Origin of the sequence: Nostoc cycadae WK-1, assembly GCF_002897135.1 — a bacterium.
Lineage (GTDB): Bacteria > Cyanobacteriota > Cyanobacteriia > Cyanobacteriales > Nostocaceae > Nostoc_B.
On the sequence record NZ_DF978439.1, the window covers coordinates 8,721 to 24,866 of the forward strand.

General features: G+C 40.2%; 12 protein-coding genes and 1 tRNA gene. 7 read left to right on the forward strand and 6 right to left on the reverse strand.

Translation table 11 applies throughout. From position 1 onward, the window contains the following. On the reverse strand, window positions 1–730 hold a 730-nt coding region (locus NCWK1_RS23510), incomplete at its 3' end, for a tetratricopeptide repeat protein (RefSeq protein ID WP_146034031.1). 508 nt (window positions 731–1,238) lie between these two features. Here NCWK1_RS23510 and NCWK1_RS29725 point away from each other — a divergent pair. The 3 genes from NCWK1_RS29725 to NCWK1_RS23525 all read left to right on the forward strand — a co-directional run bounded on the left by NCWK1_RS29725 (window position 1,239) and on the right by NCWK1_RS23525 (window position 3,966). After that, window positions 1,239–1,460 (forward strand): hypothetical protein, encoded by a 222-nt coding sequence (locus NCWK1_RS29725; RefSeq protein ID WP_187308225.1) that lies wholly within the window; start codon window positions 1,239–1,241, stop codon window positions 1,458–1,460. A 36-nt stretch (window positions 1,461–1,496) separates the two neighbouring features. After that, window positions 1,497–1,922 (forward strand): hypothetical protein, encoded by a 426-nt coding sequence (locus NCWK1_RS23520; RefSeq protein WP_103126380.1) that lies wholly within the window; start codon window positions 1,497–1,499, stop codon window positions 1,920–1,922. A 241-nt stretch (window positions 1,923–2,163) separates the two neighbouring features. Then, window positions 2,164–3,966, forward strand: coding sequence for a serine/threonine protein kinase (locus NCWK1_RS23525; protein WP_103126381.1), 1,803 nt, complete (start codon window positions 2,164–2,166; stop codon window positions 3,964–3,966). A 66-nt stretch (window positions 3,967–4,032) separates the two neighbouring features. Here NCWK1_RS23525 and NCWK1_RS23530 read toward each other — a convergent pair whose 3' ends face one another. After that, a complete protein-coding gene (locus NCWK1_RS23530; RefSeq protein ID WP_187308227.1) occupies window positions 4,033–5,238 on the reverse strand; it encodes a histidine kinase in 1,206 nt (401 codons plus the stop codon). A gap of 1,887 nt (window positions 5,239–7,125) precedes the next feature. Between NCWK1_RS23530 and NCWK1_RS23535 the strand changes: the two genes are divergently transcribed. Together NCWK1_RS23535 and NCWK1_RS23540 are read left to right on the forward strand one after the other, a co-directional pair. Then, window positions 7,126–8,802 (forward strand): DUF1565 domain-containing protein, encoded by a 1,677-nt coding sequence (locus NCWK1_RS23535; RefSeq protein WP_103126383.1) that lies wholly within the window; start codon window positions 7,126–7,128, stop codon window positions 8,800–8,802. 757 nt (window positions 8,803–9,559) lie between these two features. After that, a complete protein-coding gene (locus tag NCWK1_RS23540; RefSeq protein ID WP_096579114.1) occupies window positions 9,560–10,165 on the forward strand; it encodes a DUF4360 domain-containing protein in 606 nt (201 codons plus the stop codon). A 508-nt stretch (window positions 10,166–10,673) separates the two neighbouring features. Here NCWK1_RS23540 and NCWK1_RS23545 read toward each other — a convergent pair. Further along, on the reverse strand, window positions 10,674–10,943 hold the full coding sequence (locus tag NCWK1_RS23545) for a DUF3493 domain-containing protein (protein WP_103126384.1): 270 nt from the start codon (window positions 10,941–10,943) through the stop codon (window positions 10,674–10,676). A 33-nt stretch (window positions 10,944–10,976) separates the two neighbouring features. Between NCWK1_RS23545 and NCWK1_RS23550 the strand changes: the two genes are divergently transcribed. After that, window positions 10,977–11,048, forward strand: a tRNA-Thr gene (locus tag NCWK1_RS23550). A 1-nt stretch (window position 11,049) separates the two neighbouring features. On the opposite strand, the gene NCWK1_RS23555 is transcribed toward NCWK1_RS23550, so the two are convergent. After that, window positions 11,050–12,093 (reverse strand): M42 family metallopeptidase, encoded by a 1,044-nt coding sequence (locus NCWK1_RS23555; RefSeq protein ID WP_103126385.1) that lies wholly within the window; start codon window positions 12,091–12,093, stop codon window positions 11,050–11,052. Between the two features lie 189 nt (window positions 12,094–12,282). Between NCWK1_RS23555 and NCWK1_RS23560 the strand changes: the two genes are divergently transcribed. After that, a complete protein-coding gene (locus NCWK1_RS23560; protein ID WP_096579108.1) occupies window positions 12,283–13,059 on the forward strand; it encodes a class II aldolase/adducin family protein in 777 nt (258 codons plus the stop codon). Here NCWK1_RS23560 and NCWK1_RS23565 read toward each other — a convergent pair. Together NCWK1_RS23565 and NCWK1_RS23570 are read right to left on the reverse strand one after the other, a co-directional pair. After that, window positions 13,001–14,101: an SGNH/GDSL hydrolase family protein gene (locus tag NCWK1_RS23565; RefSeq protein WP_096579106.1), complete on the reverse strand. Its 1,101-nt coding sequence runs from the start codon at window positions 14,099–14,101 to the stop codon at window positions 13,001–13,003. The two genes, NCWK1_RS23560 and NCWK1_RS23565, sit on opposite strands and share 59 nt — an antisense overlap. 343 nt (window positions 14,102–14,444) lie before the next feature. Further along, entirely contained in the window at window positions 14,445–15,824 is a 1,380-nt protein-coding gene (locus tag NCWK1_RS23570) for an S-layer homology domain-containing protein (RefSeq protein ID WP_103126386.1), read from the reverse strand. Window positions 15,825–16,146: the final 322 nt, after the last annotated feature.

Below are 16,146 nucleotides of genomic sequence, written 5' to 3' on the forward strand. Positions count from 1 at the left end.
GCTGTTTATCTCCCAAATCGTCGTAGACAGCGCCAATGTTGTTGAGGGTAGTGGCTTCTTGAGCTTTATCGCCGACTTGCCGAAATAGGGGTAGGGACTGGTTTAAAAATTGCAGCGCCTGCTGTTTGTCTCCCAAATATGAGTAAACAGTGCTGATGTTGTTGAGGGTGACAGCTTCCCTAACTTTATCCCCGACTTGCCGAAATAGGGGTAAAGACTGGTTGTAAAATTTTAGCGCCTGCTGTTTGTCTCCTAAATCGTCGTAGACAGCGCCAATGTTGTTGAGGGTAACAGCTTCCCCAACTTTATTCCCGACTTGCCAAAATAGGGGTAAGGACTGGTTGTAAAATTGCAGCGCCTGCTGTTTTTCTCCTAGTACGGAGTAAATAACACCAAGATAGCCCAGAGTGACAGCTTGCTCTCTCACTGCGCCCACTTTCTGCCATAGCTGCAAGGCAATTTTAAATTTTGCGATCGCTTGTTTGAAGGATTCGGCTGTTCCTTGTTGATAAAGTTCCACACCTTCTTGAAAAACACATTCTGCCGCAGTGCGATTTGCATCTTGTGTCTCTAACTGCGGCTGTTGGGCAATCTTTACTACATAATGCCTAGCCGTAGCTGTATCTGATTTGGCAAATATCATCATACTAACCAAGAGAATAAAACTGCGACTGGTAAATGCTGCTAAAAGTTGTTTTGGCTTTTGGTGAGGTGCGATTTTCTTGGGCATAGCAGCATTTTTACACAGGTCGTTGTATGTTTTTTAATATACTTCTATGTGCTGTGATGTTTTGTGATTTTAATGAAAGTTTTTTCTTTAACCTAGAGGCGTAAAGATACCCGACTTCTCAAAGAAGTCGGGTATCTTTCAATCAACGAATAATTGAGAATTGTCAAGCAAAAACAAGGTTTTTTTTACAGGCAATGCCATTTTAATGTTGCGTTGTAAATTCTATAAAACTGAATCAAGTAGATTTTAATTAGAGGATGTTTAGAAAGTATTGTTGTAAACATCAAAATCTTAAAAACCTAACCCCCCTGCCCCCCTTCCCTACGAGGGAAGGGGGGTTTTAAAGCCTCTCTCCTTGAAGGGGAGAGATTTGGAGAGGGGTTTTATATATGTCAAATACAAATTTAATTAACAAAATGCGATATTGCTTTCTCATTTAGCCAAAACGTTTACTCAAAATGCCATATTGCTTTTTCATTTTGGTGTTTTCCGCAAGCAAAATCTCATAATGCTTGCTCAATATCTCAAAATGCTTACTCATTTCAGTAAATCGCGTACTCATTTTGGTGTTTTCCGCAAGCAAAATTTCATGATGCTTGCTCAATATTTCAAAATGCTTTCTCATTTCAGTAAATCGCGTACTTATGAAAAATATTGCAGTGTAGCAAAAGTGATTACAGATTTGCCGGAATTTTCTCAGGCTGAAGAGTACGGATATTATTTAAGGTAAAGAATATTTACCGTACCGTATGCAAAGGTATATATTATGGCTCGAAAAAAAAGAAGCTCTAAGGTTTTAGAAAAAGCAGAACGTCGCGCATCTGGCATAAATTCAATAGATGCTTATTTAGATTTAGGCAATGGACTTTCTTTACCTGCCTACTCAAATCTGATAGAAAAAATGCGTACAAGAGAAAATTTATACAACTCTGCTCTTTCCAGTCTAGATAAGTTATATCGAGAAATGCTAGAAACTGAGGGCGAGTTGGCAGACATGACAGAACACATGCTGGTAGGAGTTGCGGCTCGATTTGGCAAAAGCAGTGCAGAATACGGTATGGCGGGGGGAGTTCCAAAAAACCAGCGCAACAAAAAACGGCGCGGCGAATCATCAAATTCTAGTTCTGAGCAACCGTTGATTGTTGCTAATGTCAACAATCAAAATGGTAATAAAACAACGGTAACGAGTTAGAGAAATTTAATCAAGAAAAAAATGGCGATCGCTCGTTCCGGCAAAAAGGGTGCGATCGCCTTTCGGGGTTTAAATGTGTTGCCTCATTTTAGAAAACTGGTAGAATCTAACATTTTTAAGTCAATTCTTGACCAATTCAGTAAACTGACGTATATATAAACTCTCGTTATCTCACTCAGGAACATTATCTGCCTGGACATCGTGATGTACATTTAAATATGGCGGACATATTGAACTGTTCATGACATCCATTCTGCTAAATAATCGCTATCAAGTTATCCAGGTACTCGGTGCTGGTGGATTTGGGGAAACTTTTTTGGCAGAAGATACTCACATGCCTTCTCGCCGTCGCTGTGTCATCAAGCAACTCAAGCCAATCGCTAATGATCCTCAAACCTACGAATTGATTCAGCAACGTTTTGAAAGAGAAGCAGCAACTTTAGAGTATTTGGGAGAAAGTAGTGACCAAATTCCCAGACTCCACGCTTATTTTTCAGAGAATGGATTATTTTATTTGGTGCAAGAATGGATTCACGGTGAAACGTTAACTCATCTTGTGGAAACTAGAGGATGCCAAAGTGAAGCTACAGTTAGAGAAATTCTCTTGAGTCTGCTATCAATATTAGATTATGTACATAGCAAGGGCATAATTCACCGCGATATCAAACCAGATAATATTATTCTGCGCTCTGTTGATAGTCAGCCTGTCTTGATTGATTTCGGTGCAGTCAAAGAAACGATTCGCACAGTGATGAGTAAACCTGGATATCCGACTCAATCTATGGTGATTGGTACGCCGGGATATATGCCTAGTGAACAAGCAATTGGACGACCAATTTACGCTACAGATATTTATAGTTTAGGCTTAACAGCTATTTATTTATTGACTGGCAAACAGCCTTCAGAATTACCTACTCATCAACAAACTGGGGAGATTCTCTGGCAGAATGAAGCACCGCCTGTTTCGCCACAACTAGCGACAGTGCTAAATCAGGCTATTAAACCTCAAGCGAGCGATCGCTACAGCACTGCTAGTAAAATGCTTTATGCTTTAAACTCTACAACTAATCTTCCTCAATCCCCTACGATCAATTTTCGGCCAACTGAAGCGGCATCAACGCAGCAAACTCAGGCTGTTTCTCCCCCGCCCAGCATTCCACCACGAAATCCCCAAAAACCTATATGGATATTTGGTGGGTTAATTGTGGCTGGTTTAATTGCTGGAATTGGAATTTCTCGCTTGACTCGTCCGCAACCATCCGAAGTACCAATTGTTACAAACTCCGAGTCTCCAGCAGATCCTACCCCATCTTTAGCAGGTAATGAGCAACCTGCTTCTCCACCGATAGCACCTCCGGGGACACCTAGCACACCCCCACAGCAGCCAGGAATTTCTGCTCCTTTATCCGCTAACAATGACGCTACAGATTCTAACTCTGCAAATAAATCTCCAGTAATTACCGATGACCAGCCTGTAATTACAGATACAGATAATTCAACAACCAGATCAGAGGCTCAACCTACTGTCATTCCTACAAGAGAAGCACCTGTAATACAACCAGACAAGCCAGATAACAAAAAAAAAGTAAGTACAACAAGCGGCCTCAGCGTTCCCGCATTTCCTACAGGTACAAACAGAAGCACCGTAGAAGCCACTCTCGGAAGAAAAAGTAGAGATTCAAGGGGTTTGTGGGGTAATACTCGCGCTGTTACTTATAAAGTTGTTCCCAATCAAATCGACTTGGGCTATCTCTTTGACCGTAATTCTGGAAGGTTAGTGCAAACTGAGGCTGCTTTTAATCAATCAGTCAATCCAGAAGTAATGCAAAATACGTTAAGAGGAATGCTCAACGGTCAAGTCACTCCCGAAATTCAGCAAGGACTAAAACAAATTCAACAGCGTCAGAAAGATGATTTTAGTATGGATCTAGGTTCTGTCAAAGTACAAATTGTCCGCCAAAATTGTGATTTTATTTATATAAGTATTTGGGAAGGCAATTTACATCCGATTGGCAACCCATCGGCGGCGAAACAGTGTTCGTAAAGTCTGAAGTCTGAAATGAAAAAACCTAGAGGTGATGATTTTTAACTCAAAACTCCCGACTCAGTACTAAAACGGATAAACTGGCAATGTAAAGTGGAACCATGCGCCACCGTTGGGGCTGGAATCTACCCAAATCTGGCCGTAATGCGATCGCACAATCCGCTGGCATAAACAAAGACCAATACCATATCCGTCTGTACTTTGATCTCTTTGCAGGCGGAAGTGATTTTCAAAAATCAGATCACGACTTTCGATGGGAATACCAGGGCCAGTGTCGCCGACACTAAACTGAACTTTTTGGGTAGTGCGGTGCAATCCAGCAACAGTAATTTTACCACTATAAGGTGTATATTTAATTGCATTATCTAAGAGGTTCACCAATACTTGGCGGATGCGTTCTGGATCAGCATAGACGCAGGGTAGATCTGAGGGTATATCTGTTTCTAGTGTTTGGGATTTAGCTGTGTAGCGATCGCGCAATTCCTCTAACACCTCTAAACAGAGTTGTCCTAGTTCTATTTTTTGAGGTATAATCGGCAACTCTTTATCGTTACCTCTACCTACCTGTAATAGATCGGCAATTAACCGATCAATAATCTTGGCTTGAGTCCGAGCTTGTTTTAACAAATGCGCGGCCATTGCTGGTTTCAAGCGCTGAAATCCGCCTGCTTCTATATTGTAATTAGCTTGAAGGGTTTCAATAGCGATCGCCGCAGCGGTTAAAGGATTCCGCAGGTCGTGAGCCAACATCGCTATTACTCGGTCTTTGAATTGTAGCTGTTCTTGCAGTCTTTCTTTTTCTTGTTTCAAATGAAAAATTTCATCTGAGAGCTTGATTAGTTCGGCGGAAACTGCAACCGAATTAATTGTAGATTTGGGTGGTGACACTCGACCATTGTCATCTAGACGTTCTTGCAAATCTTCTTGCAATTTTAAATAAGCATCTACAGCAGTTTGCCAGCGCGGCCACCAGTTTTTTAATTGGGCAATAATATTACTTCCAGCAAGAACTTGCTTGGGTTCTGGGTGGATTTTGATTAATGCTGGCGTAGCTACTAACTTAAAATGTTCTGCGAGATAAGGTTGTTGCCCGACATCAATAATTTGAACCTCAAAGTTATATTCTGCCTGCAATTCTTTTAAGTAAGCACGTATTCGCTGTACTTGTTGTCGAGACTGGGGTCTGCCATCGACAAACAGCAATAACTGGAGAGGAGCCTCAAAATAAGTAGGCTGATCCTGGGAAACTTGCATGTAATCGTGTTTCAGCACTGGTAACAACCTGGCGACGCTTTGCAGAAGATAAAATGGACTAACAGTTGTCGATGGTCGTTGTTCTTATCAATTTAATATCTATTTTAGATTTTTCATACTCCTATCTGCTCTGGGTTTTTGATGTAAGATACATCTTTTTTAACCTTTTGCTTGCTTTTTAGCTAACTTGCTACTTAAGCAACAATTTACTTCTAAGTATAAGTGCTTATCTAAGTCCGACCACAATGTAGCATCAGGGTTAACTGATGAAAACTTTTATACTTAAAAAGCCAGTTGATGCAGTAATAGGTTAACTGAGCTACTTTTACTCAATCGGCTCTCAATGAACTAGATGCTAATACTCAGCCTTTTAACTGAGAATGATTAACTCTCCCAGTCAAATTATGAAATCTGTGCTTAACTATCAGCCGGTGGGTATAGGTCTCAAGCCGATTTTTTCAGAACAGCTTCCCCGTCACTTAAGCAGTTTACTCAGCTACAGTCACAAATGTACTGCTTTTTGTCAACTTTTAGTAAGGATTTAGGCAAAATTTCTGAATACAAAGTTAATCGCGCTCTCAATAATATGAATGGGTATAAATTTGGCAACCTACTAATTGTTGTTTGTGAATGCCAATGAGATTTATTCTCTTGTTAACCCTTATATAACTTTTTCATCCTTCTCAAGACTGTGACAGTTTTTGAGAGTATGGGAAATTGATTTAGTGAGCAGCACCGCAAAACATCAAAATTTGTGACAACAGCATTTTCTCCACTTCTACTATCAAGTTTTTGTCTGCAATGCAAAAACAGTCATAGCCAAATACTTACTATTTTGATAACTGCGATCGCATTACCAAAAGCAGCATTTTTTACTTTTACAAATGCTCAGAGTTTATTGATAGTAGAGTTAAGGGCTTCTTTCCTTATATTCTCTTGATAGAACTTGAGGAAATGGCTACCAGACTTAACAGCTTTACTGAAATAATCGATTCTCAAAAAACGCAAGTTTATACCCAGTTTTTGGTATGATCCAACACTGGCATTTTTTGCTTTTTTCTATGTTTCAGCCTAACAAACTTGACTGAATGTTGTCCAGAATCAATGTAAAACTGAATTTGCTAGAGTTAGCTTTTTGTTTTTTAGATATTCCTAAGTGATGATGTATTTCTCAGTTTAGCACTGTGCAGCAGTGATGGAAACTAATTTTATTTGGCGTATGTAGGACAAGATTACAATCTTGCAGATGAATCAAATAAATTTCACTAGCCATCATGAAATTCATATTTGAAATTAGTAATTGAGAGTTTTATCATTAGTGACTCTTTCTTCTATGTAAAAAAGTTATCTAATCGTGCAATGTGACATCAGCAAAACCACAATAGCAGTCCGATTTAATTTTTGAACAAATCTCAGTAAAGGCGTAGGCTTCACCTTCTCTCAGAGTACAGACGTTCGCCTCTAACTTTAGTAATCCATATCAATAATACCAATTCTCTAAAATGAGGCAACACATTCAAACCCCAAAAACCATGCCATATCTGACTTTCTTAATTACGAATTGATATAACCCACCTGCGTGTAAAAGTTGTGACTAACCCCTTCGAGGTAGGGAACAGTAACTTTCGTGATTTAAAAAAGTTTTTTGCCTGTTCCCTCCTGGCACAAAACCCCTTGAATCTAAATCCTGCTAGTACGCTATCGCAAACGCTCAAAACTAGTCTGTTCCCTGTTCCCTTTTAATCAGAGTTTCTAGCAAAATTGTTTATTTACGTGTCTGATTACGAAACTTAGAGGATTATTTGCTAGTCATCCGTTATAGTTTTGCTTGGGATGGACGGTTATCTAGCTGTTACATCTAACCCTTCTTAGCCAACTATAATTCAGCAGATCACAGACACAAAAATGAAACATCAAGGTTTTCATTTTTCTTCCGTAAAAAATATTTATTTTCTTTCTGGAAGAAACCTTAAATTTAATTTATCCTTAAAAGCCGGGCTGACAGCTTTGTTAGTAGCTGCAACTGGTTCTACATTATTGGTGGGTACAGCAAATGGTGGCGCTTCGCCCAGTGTTATGGCGCAAGCACCAGCAACGGCAAAGGTAATTTATGTCAACCCAACAACTGGTCAAAACAATACAGGTGCGGGTGCAACAGCAGCAGCACCTTACAAAACAATTAGCTTCGCTCTGACTCAAGCTCAACCAAGTACAGTTATTCGGCTTGCGCCTGGAACTTATAATCAAGAGGCTGGGGAAACATTTCCGCTGTTGCTCAAATCAGGAGTGACAATTCAGGGTGATGAACCAAGCAAAGGTCAAGGCGTAATTATTACTGGTGCAGGTTTTTACACTAGCCGGACTTTTGCCAGACAAGAAATCACCATCTTGGCTGATAATGATAGTGCGATCGCAGGTGTCACTGTGATTAACCCAACTCAACGTGGTACAGGTATTTGGGTAGAATCTACTAATCCCACTATCCAAAACAACACTTTTACCAACAATGGTAGAGAAGGTATATTTGTCACTGGTACAGGAAATCCGACCATCGAAGGCAATATCTTTGTCCAAAACAAAGGTAATGGGATTTCCCTGGCTAAAGCGTCTCAAGGCATAGTCAGAAATAACTTATTTCAGGATACAGGTTTTGGTTTGGCGATCGGTGGTACTTCCACAACTTTAGTTGAAGGAAACCAAATCATCCAAAACCAAGACGGGTTGTTTATTTCCGACTCCGCTAAACCTGTACTCCGCAAGAATGTCATTCAAAATAATAAGCGAGATGGGGTAGTCGCCATTACCACAGCGGAACCTAACCTGGGTACTAATGAAAATCTCGGTGGTAATCTCATTCGCGGTAATACTCGTTATGACGTAAACAACGCCACTAAAACTAGTACCATCGTGGCTGTTGGTAATGATGTTGATCAGAAAAAAATCTTTGGGAAAGTAGATTTTGTTGCAGCTACAGTTGAACCACCAGCCGGCGGTGCTGTGGCCTTTAAAGATGTACCCAGCAATTTTTGGGCAAAAAGCTATATTGAAGCTTTAGCCTCACAAAATATTATTGCGGGATTTCCTGATGGTACATTTAAACCCAATGAACCTGTAACTCGCGCCCAGTTTGCCACAATTATCACTAAAGCTTTAAATCCATCAGCTAAACGTAGCGCTATCAACTTTCAAGACGTTCCTAGCAATTTTTGGGCTTTTGCTGCCATAAAATCTGCTTATCAAAGCCAATTTGTCTCCGGCTATCCCGATGGAAGTTTTAAACCACAGCAACAAATTCCCAGAGTGCAAGCACTAGTTGCGTTAGCCAATGGTTTAGGCTTAACTGCCAATAATCAAAATATTATTGGATTCTATAATGATGCGGCGCAAATTCCTAACTATGCAGTTGGCCCAGTTGCGGCGGCTACTTCACGCCAATTAGTGATTAACTATCCCACAGTTAAACAGCTTGATCCTAATCGCCAAGCAACTAGAGCCGAAGTCGCGGCTTTTGTTTACCAAGCACTAGTTAACGCTGGACGCGCTCAACCAATTAACTCACCTTATTTGGTAACAGTTCAGTAAAATTTTCTATTGAAACTGGGTGTAAGGGTATGGGGTGTAAGGGTTTTGCATAAGTACACCCCTATGCCCCTACACTCTTTCACCCTTTTATTGCGTAAGTCATAAATAAAAATTGCAATTTTTATTACTACATTATTAACAGTAATAATTCCTAAAGTATTATTTTAATTAAGTGAGTTATACAACAAGCAGTGTACGTTTAGTAAACTAATTTACATATTATTATTTGTTTTTATAAGTAGTAGATATCCTAAATTATTAAGTAATGAAAATTGTTACCTGACGATGGAAATTGTTGGGAACTCATAGTAAAAAAGTGTAGTCGATGCAAACAAGCCAAATATGATACCAATTCAGAAAAATTAGGTTTTTGGTATCACCACAGATAAATGGAACTCTAAAATTAAATTGACATTCTTCTGCGGAGACAGCAGATATGAGACTAGAAGTAAAATTCATAGTCTTTAATTACTGTTTTTAGATTTGAAGATGATGTCTGATAAGTATTGCAATTCAAGCAATACAGTTATTTATACTGCTCATAAATAGTAGTTTGTGAGTACTCGTAAAAGTATTTTTGTAAATACTTGTGGTAAGTTTTTTGTGGCATTTTTTTTTAGAATTTACCATCAATTTTGTATTGCTATATTTCAGAAACTAAAGATAATAATTGCAGATTTTATTAGAAATATTTTCCGAAATATGCAATATCAAATTTGGATCTAAATAATGTCTAATCACTCAATTTAGGTGAGTTATGAACAATCAAAATATCAGGAAAACATCTATCAACTTTGTGAAAGCTTTTTTTGCAGGTGCAGTACTAATTACAGCTTCTGTTGGCCCTGCTTTTGCTGCTGACAAAGTTGAGATTCTGGGTGCAGGATATGGTGGTAACGGTTGTCCTGAAGGTTCTGCTAGTGTCAACGTGAGTCCTGATGGTCAAGAGTTAAGTATTCTCTTTGATCAGTTTATTGCTTTAGGAAATAAATCATCAGAAAGGCGTAAAAGTTGTAACTTGAGCATTCCCATTAAAGTGCCTCAAGGATTCCAAATTTCTCTTTATGATGCTGATTACCGTGGCTATGTCGCTCCTAGCACAACTGGGAGACTTAGAGCCGAATACTTTTTTGCTGGTCAACGTGGCCCTGTTTTCTCTCGGACATTCCGTGGCGAAACTGACTACAACGTTCGAGATCAGTTAGTGACTGTTGCTGATGTGTGGTCAAGCTGTGGCGATAGTGTAAATATGCGTGTCAATGCAGCTATGACTGCGAATGGAGCAGGTATGGCAACTGTTGACTCCTTTGACCTAGCTCACCGCGGATTAGTGTATCACATCAAATATCGCCGATGTCGTTAGATGGCTGGAAAACGAGGAGCTAATCAACTTTAAACTTCAATAGTACTGGTTAAAACTGCGATCGTACTCTTAGAGGATGTTTTCAAAATCTTCTGAACTGTAGCAAAAAGTTTTAGATCCTCTTTCACCCCCACACCCAGTCTCAACAGACAATCCTTGTGCGTAAGTTCTGAGTATAAAAGCGCCAAGACTAACAAATTGCTAGTCTTGGCGCTTTCGATTTTGTAGTTTTTCTTAAATCCAGGGTCTTTATGCCTTATTTGACCCTATCTATATATTATGTGTTTATCTTCAGGATCTTTATATTGGCTGACCCCGTTTGAACAATTTCTAGTTTCTCAAAAATTTTGAGTTTTTCTAATTTCCTCATATTTTTTTTATATTTTCTTTCTTTGTATTGCATGTTATCTCCAAAGGTCAAGAAAAGTTAAAAACGTATAGATATATAAATTTATCTGCACAGCTTACCACGGTAGCTATAACCCTAAACAAACACCAAATACAGGGGCTATTTAGGTAGTTGAGGACGTTTTTCCCAGCGCCACAAAAAAGCCATCAAAGCTACTATTCCTAGTTGCAATGCCAAATTAGGTAAAGCGCTGTCAAGTTCTCTACCAGCAAGGACGCGAAAAAAGAAGACAAATGCGCCAATAAAACCAGAAGCACCCACACCAATGTAGATAAATTGCCGCAAGCCGCGATAAGGAGTTGCTACTTCTGCTTTTAAACGGGCATATTGTTCTGGATTAAGGCGGGTTTTGGGATTTGGTTCTACCATCTGTAAATAATGCTATAATCTCTATTCGTGTATGCCGATGTGGCTCAGTGGTAGAGCAGCTGATTCGTAATCAGCAGGCCACGGGTTCAAATCCCGTCATCGGCTTTTATTCTGTGAGAGTTTCACAAAAGCCTTTTAATAGATTAATACAGTTAGCGATCGCACCTAAATGAGCAATTTCATAACCGTGGGTGTTTTGTGTGGGAAATGCTAAACAAGCAGCACGACCGACATGACCAAATTTCATGGCAATTGAGGCATCACTACCAAAACCGCTGATGATGGCTAATTGTACAGATATATCTAATTGCTTGGCAGAACGGCACAATTGCAGATTCAAGTTTTCATCATATATGCCATAGGCATCTTGAGACAGCAGTACCGGATTTTCCCCATCTTGAATGGGATATTCCGGTGATAAAGGACAAATTTCTAAAGCAATCAAAGCATCTAACTGCTGATTTTGGGTAAAAAATAACGCCCCAATTGCGCCGACTTCTTCTTTGGCTGAGGCGACTAAATACACATTACAAACTGGCTGCTTCAATATTTGGGCTAAAGCTAAAAGAATCGCTACCGAAGCTTTATTATCTAAGGTATAACTGGCAATGTGATCATTTAACCGAATGGGATGTTTGCGATGCTTGCCAACTACCATTCTGGTTCCTGGTCGAATACCTGCGGCTTCTAATTCAGCAGTGGTGCGTTTAGTTTCAATCCAGGCATTTTCCCATTTTACAGGTGTATCTTCTTGCTGAACTTTTTGGGGAGATTCGTGAGAGACATGGCGAGAACCAAAGCTGAGAATACCGGGAATAGTTTCATTATCGCCGAGTAAATCAACAACACCTTCACCGTAAACCCAAGGATAAGCGCCGCCAAGTTTGCGAACTTCTACTCTACCTGCATCGCCGATGGTTTTGACAATTGCGCCAATTTCATCTTTATGAGCCGTAATTGCGATCGCTTTATTAGGGTCTTTTCCAGGAATTTTAGCAATAATATTGTCAGCGCGATCGCTCCAAACTTCTACTCCCAACTCGGCAAATTGCTGAAGTAAAAATTCGTTAATCTCAGTTTCTGCACCACTAGGGGAATGGTGCATGACTAGTTCTTCAATAATCTTAAATAGCTGTTCGTAATCCCACATTCAATTTTCGATTTTGGATTTTAAATTTATATATATTCCATAAATAAATTCCCAGGCTACCCCAAGGGTACTTTAGATGCACATACATTTTTAAACTGTGGATTTTGGATGTTGAATTTACTATCCAAAACCTAAAATTATTCTGTTTCCTGCCTTATCCTAACGATAAATATTCACGCTGACTTAATTATGCAAGCAATATCTGTACAAAAGCCCAACGCACCCCAACCACCAACATTTAGTTCAATTACAGAAGAACGTCTGCACCGCAAACAGCGATTAGCCGCAGCATTACGCCTATTTTCCCGCTATGGTTTTGATGAGGGAATAGCAGGTCATATCACAGCACGCGACCCAGAAACACCCGAACACTTTTGGGTGAACCCTTTTGGAATGCACTTTGGTTTAATTCGCGTCAGTGACTTAATTTTAGTTAACCAAGAAGGTGAGGTTATTATAGGCGATCGCCCAGTTAATCGGGCTGCTTTTGCCATACATTCCCAAATTCACGCAGCTAGACCTGATGCTGTAGCGGCTGCTCATGCTCATTCTATCTATGGTAAAAGTTGGTCGAGTCTTGGTCGTTTGCTTGACCCTCTCACCCAAGATGCTTGTAGTTTTTACCAAGACCACAGCTTATTTGATGACTATACAGGTGTCGTGCTTGACCCGCAAGAAGGCCAGCGGATAGCCCAAACCCTTGGCAAACACAAAGCCATTATCCTCAAAAACCACGGCTTACTTACAGTTGGTCATACAGTTGATGAAGCTGTTTGGTGGTTTATTACAATGGAGCGCTCTTGTCAAGCACAGTTATTGGCTGAGGCCGCTGGCAAACCTAGCCCCATTAAACATGAGTATGCGGAGATAGCGCACTCTCAAGTTGGTTCACACAATTTAGGTTGGTTTAGCTTTCAACCTTTATACGAGATGGTTGTACGTCAAGAACCTGACTTGTTGGAGTGAAAGCCAGTTTCTTTTGTTGGCGCTTGAGTCTAGCGAATGCAACTACAGCACCAAGCGTCAACAACCCTAAAGACACAGAAGGTTCGGGAACAGGTGTTGCTGACTGTCTTAACTGTTGATAAGCATAATCTCCCAATATTTTATGAGCAGTCGTTGTTGGATGCTGGTTATCCCAAAATAAATAATCTTCTGGGTTATTACATAAAGTTGGCGGTGTAGCATTCAAATCTAAACAAGGATTTTCTGCATCAGTAAACCCTAATGCTGCGGGGTTGCTGAAGAGAGAATAGACATCTAAAGGAATAACATCTAAATCTAGAAGCGGATTTTGGTCAAACTGTTTGATAAGTTCCGCTAGTCCTGCATTATGTGCCAGTGTTAATTCACTGAGTCTTTGAGACTCTCCTGCTGTGCGGGCTGCTGGTGTAATCCCTAAATCTGGTAGGTTAGGTACTAGTACTTTTTTAACTCCCAAACCTGCTAGAGCTTGCAATGTATCTGCTAAATTCCCTAAAGTTTCATTAGGGGTGAGACGTGGCTGAAAGCTACCTAAAGTAGGTAGGTAATCATTTGCTCCAGCCCACAATATGTAAAGTGCATTTGGGTCAGCTTGAGGCTGATTATTTAGCAAACTTTGGAATGCTCCAACCTGTTGTGGTAAACCTGGGAGTCCTGCCAATTCAGGAATAGTTAGAGATATGGTATTGTCAGGTGTTGTAGTCGCTCCTCCGAAGGCAAAGTTAATGCCATCTATTGGTGGAAAACCTTGAGTAACTTTAAAAAAGGGGGTTGGAGATTCTAAGTTGAGTTTTTCAGCCAGTTCGTCTATCCAAACTGGGCCATTAGAAAAACGTCCTGGAAAGTATGGAGGCGGCGGAAACTCTGCACCCGGAATAAAAGCTGATACAGAATTGTATACGTTACCTGTGTCTGTAAGACTATCACCAAATGCGTAAATACCAGTAAATTGAACAGCTGAAGCCTTCAAAGGAAGAATAACTGAAAATAAGACAAATCCTGCTGTTACAAGCTGTTTTTTCATGCTTATTTGAAGCCTTGGTTGTTGAGAATTTTTGTAAAATTCAATTATTAAAATTTACTGCATCTAAACCGGGATTTTACATAGTACAGCACTAGTAAATTAGAACAGAGGCATAGTAAATTTAAGTAATAATACTATCTAATATGACTGGCATCCGGTTCAGCCAACACCTAATACTGAAAACATTTATTGTATTTTTAGAATTACGCGAGTTTTAAAAAGGTATCTTAAAATTTGTCTCAGTAAAATTAGCAGGGTAGATATTACTTACCTTGCTTTGGATTACAGATGATTACGGCAAGAGTTGTAGTGATCCTCTGTGCCTTTTTATGGAAAATTGGTATTATGTAGGCGATCGCTTTAACTTCAAAGCATCACTCGCTGATACCCCATCACCGACAGTGCCAAAATACCACAAAGCCGCCGCAGCCTCGGCACGAGTCACAGGTTTTTTCGGTTGAAACAGCGTCGTATAGCCAAATACCCGCCGAATATTTGATTGTTCAGCACTGGGGAAATCAGCCAAAATTGCCCGTAATGCCTTCGGGTCGATTTTCCCAACATCTTGAAAACCCCAAGTTTGTTTAACCGCATCCAAAGTGGCAGTAGGCAAAGCTTGGCGAGTATCTAACGGCACTTTCCACAAAATCAATTGTTCCCGTGTTAAAGGTGCATCTGGACGAAATAAAACTGTGGTTGAGTCTCCCGACAAGGGACTGGGAATCAAGCCAGCCTCAGCTAGTCCCTGAATTGCAGGAAAATCTGCATCTGTTTTCGCTACATCACTAAAAGCAGGCTGCGTAGTTTCCGCTGCTAAACGTATCTGCTTGGCAGAATTGTTCGGATACATCGCATTGTTAGCAGCAACTAACCAACGCGCATACATTCGGCGGGTGATGATTTTCCCCGGTTCAAATAAGTTTGTGTTGCTGGAATTAGCCTTATTTGCTGAAGATTCAACCGACAACACACCCAATGCAGCTAAGTCTTGGATATGTTGACGTAATTCTTGTGGCGCTTTGTTGAGGTCAGAAAATTCTTCAGATGTAGTTGTAGTTGCAGTGGTAGTTGAATTATTAGGCGTAGTGCTTGGTTGGGTGGTTGCAGTGTTAGGTGCTACTGGGCCAATAAACTGCGGATTGCCAGGTTGAGGCGTATTATTATTAGTTGTTGGTGTAGATTGCGCCGTATCAGCACTATTAGGCGCATAATCAATTACTAAACTAGTAGCTGTTTGTGGTTGATTCGGTGCAGCATTAGTAACTGATTGAGCTTGAATGGATACTTTCAATAGCAAATTATTGCGTCGTGCTTCAAAAGTACCAATATCATCGGCTGGTTGTTGTAAGATTTGCCAGCTATTATCCTGCAACTGGCTACGATAAAAGCTGGTAATAAAATTGCTGGGGTCGGAACTCAACCAGCGAGTTGATACTTGATTATTGGAACCACTCGCAGGCGTAACCTCCTGAAGTTTGGCATTGGAATATAACGGAATTTCTTTGGGAAAATCCGCAGGAAGCTGGACTGTTGCTGCGTTCTGTGCTGATTGTGGTTCGCCTTTATTAGTTTCACCAAAAACAACTGGGTTGTTTTGCAGTCGAGAATCAGCCGCCAAAGATTCTTCCAAGCTTTTGGCGGTGGGATTGTTACTACAGGCTGTTAGGGAAGTAAGTAAAACAGCCAAACTTAATAAGGCGGCTGGACGTTTGCAGAGAAGCACAAGCAGAAATTTATAAATTACGTGTCCATTTCTACCCTAGCGCAGACTGGCGAAAGTTCACGTTTGATTAGACAGATTAGATTTGCTGAAGCTCAAATACTATCGTAAATCTACTTATATTGATAATACCCATTTAAATGCTGTTCTGTAACTGTATAGCTTTCTGTGAATTGAAATTGGCTAGTAATGTGAATTCAACAGACTAAACCGTATGAAACAGCAAAAAGCTCGACGCAGCCGAGGGGTAATTTTGACTCTTCACGGCTGGGATAAATTGCAAGCTGCCAAAGCTCATACCAATTCACGAAAAGCCTGATACAAA

Bases quoted from the DNA above. Each gene is read 5' to 3' on its own strand.
- NCWK1_RS23525 (WP_103126381.1), top strand. From the start codon at position 2,164: ATGACATCCATTCTGCTAAATAATCGCTATCAAGTTATCCAGGTACTC.
- NCWK1_RS29725 (WP_187308225.1), top strand. From the start codon at position 1,239: ATGCTTGCTCAATATCTCAAAATGCTTACTCATTTCAGTAAATCGCGT.
- NCWK1_RS23540 (WP_096579114.1), top strand. From the start codon at position 9,560: ATGAACAATCAAAATATCAGGAAAACATCTATCAACTTTGTGAAAGCT.
- NCWK1_RS23565 (WP_096579106.1), bottom strand. From the start codon at position 14,101: ATGAAAAAACAGCTTGTAACAGCAGGATTTGTCTTATTTTCAGTTATT.
- NCWK1_RS23545 (WP_103126384.1), bottom strand. From the start codon at position 10,943: ATGGTAGAACCAAATCCCAAAACCCGCCTTAATCCAGAACAATATGCC.
- NCWK1_RS23560 (WP_096579108.1), top strand. From the start codon at position 12,283: ATGCAAGCAATATCTGTACAAAAGCCCAACGCACCCCAACCACCAACA.
- NCWK1_RS23555 (WP_103126385.1), bottom strand. From the start codon at position 12,093: ATGTGGGATTACGAACAGCTATTTAAGATTATTGAAGAACTAGTCATG.
- NCWK1_RS23520 (WP_103126380.1), top strand. From the start codon at position 1,497: ATGGCTCGAAAAAAAAGAAGCTCTAAGGTTTTAGAAAAAGCAGAACGT.
- NCWK1_RS23535 (WP_103126383.1), top strand. From the start codon at position 7,126: ATGAAACATCAAGGTTTTCATTTTTCTTCCGTAAAAAATATTTATTTT.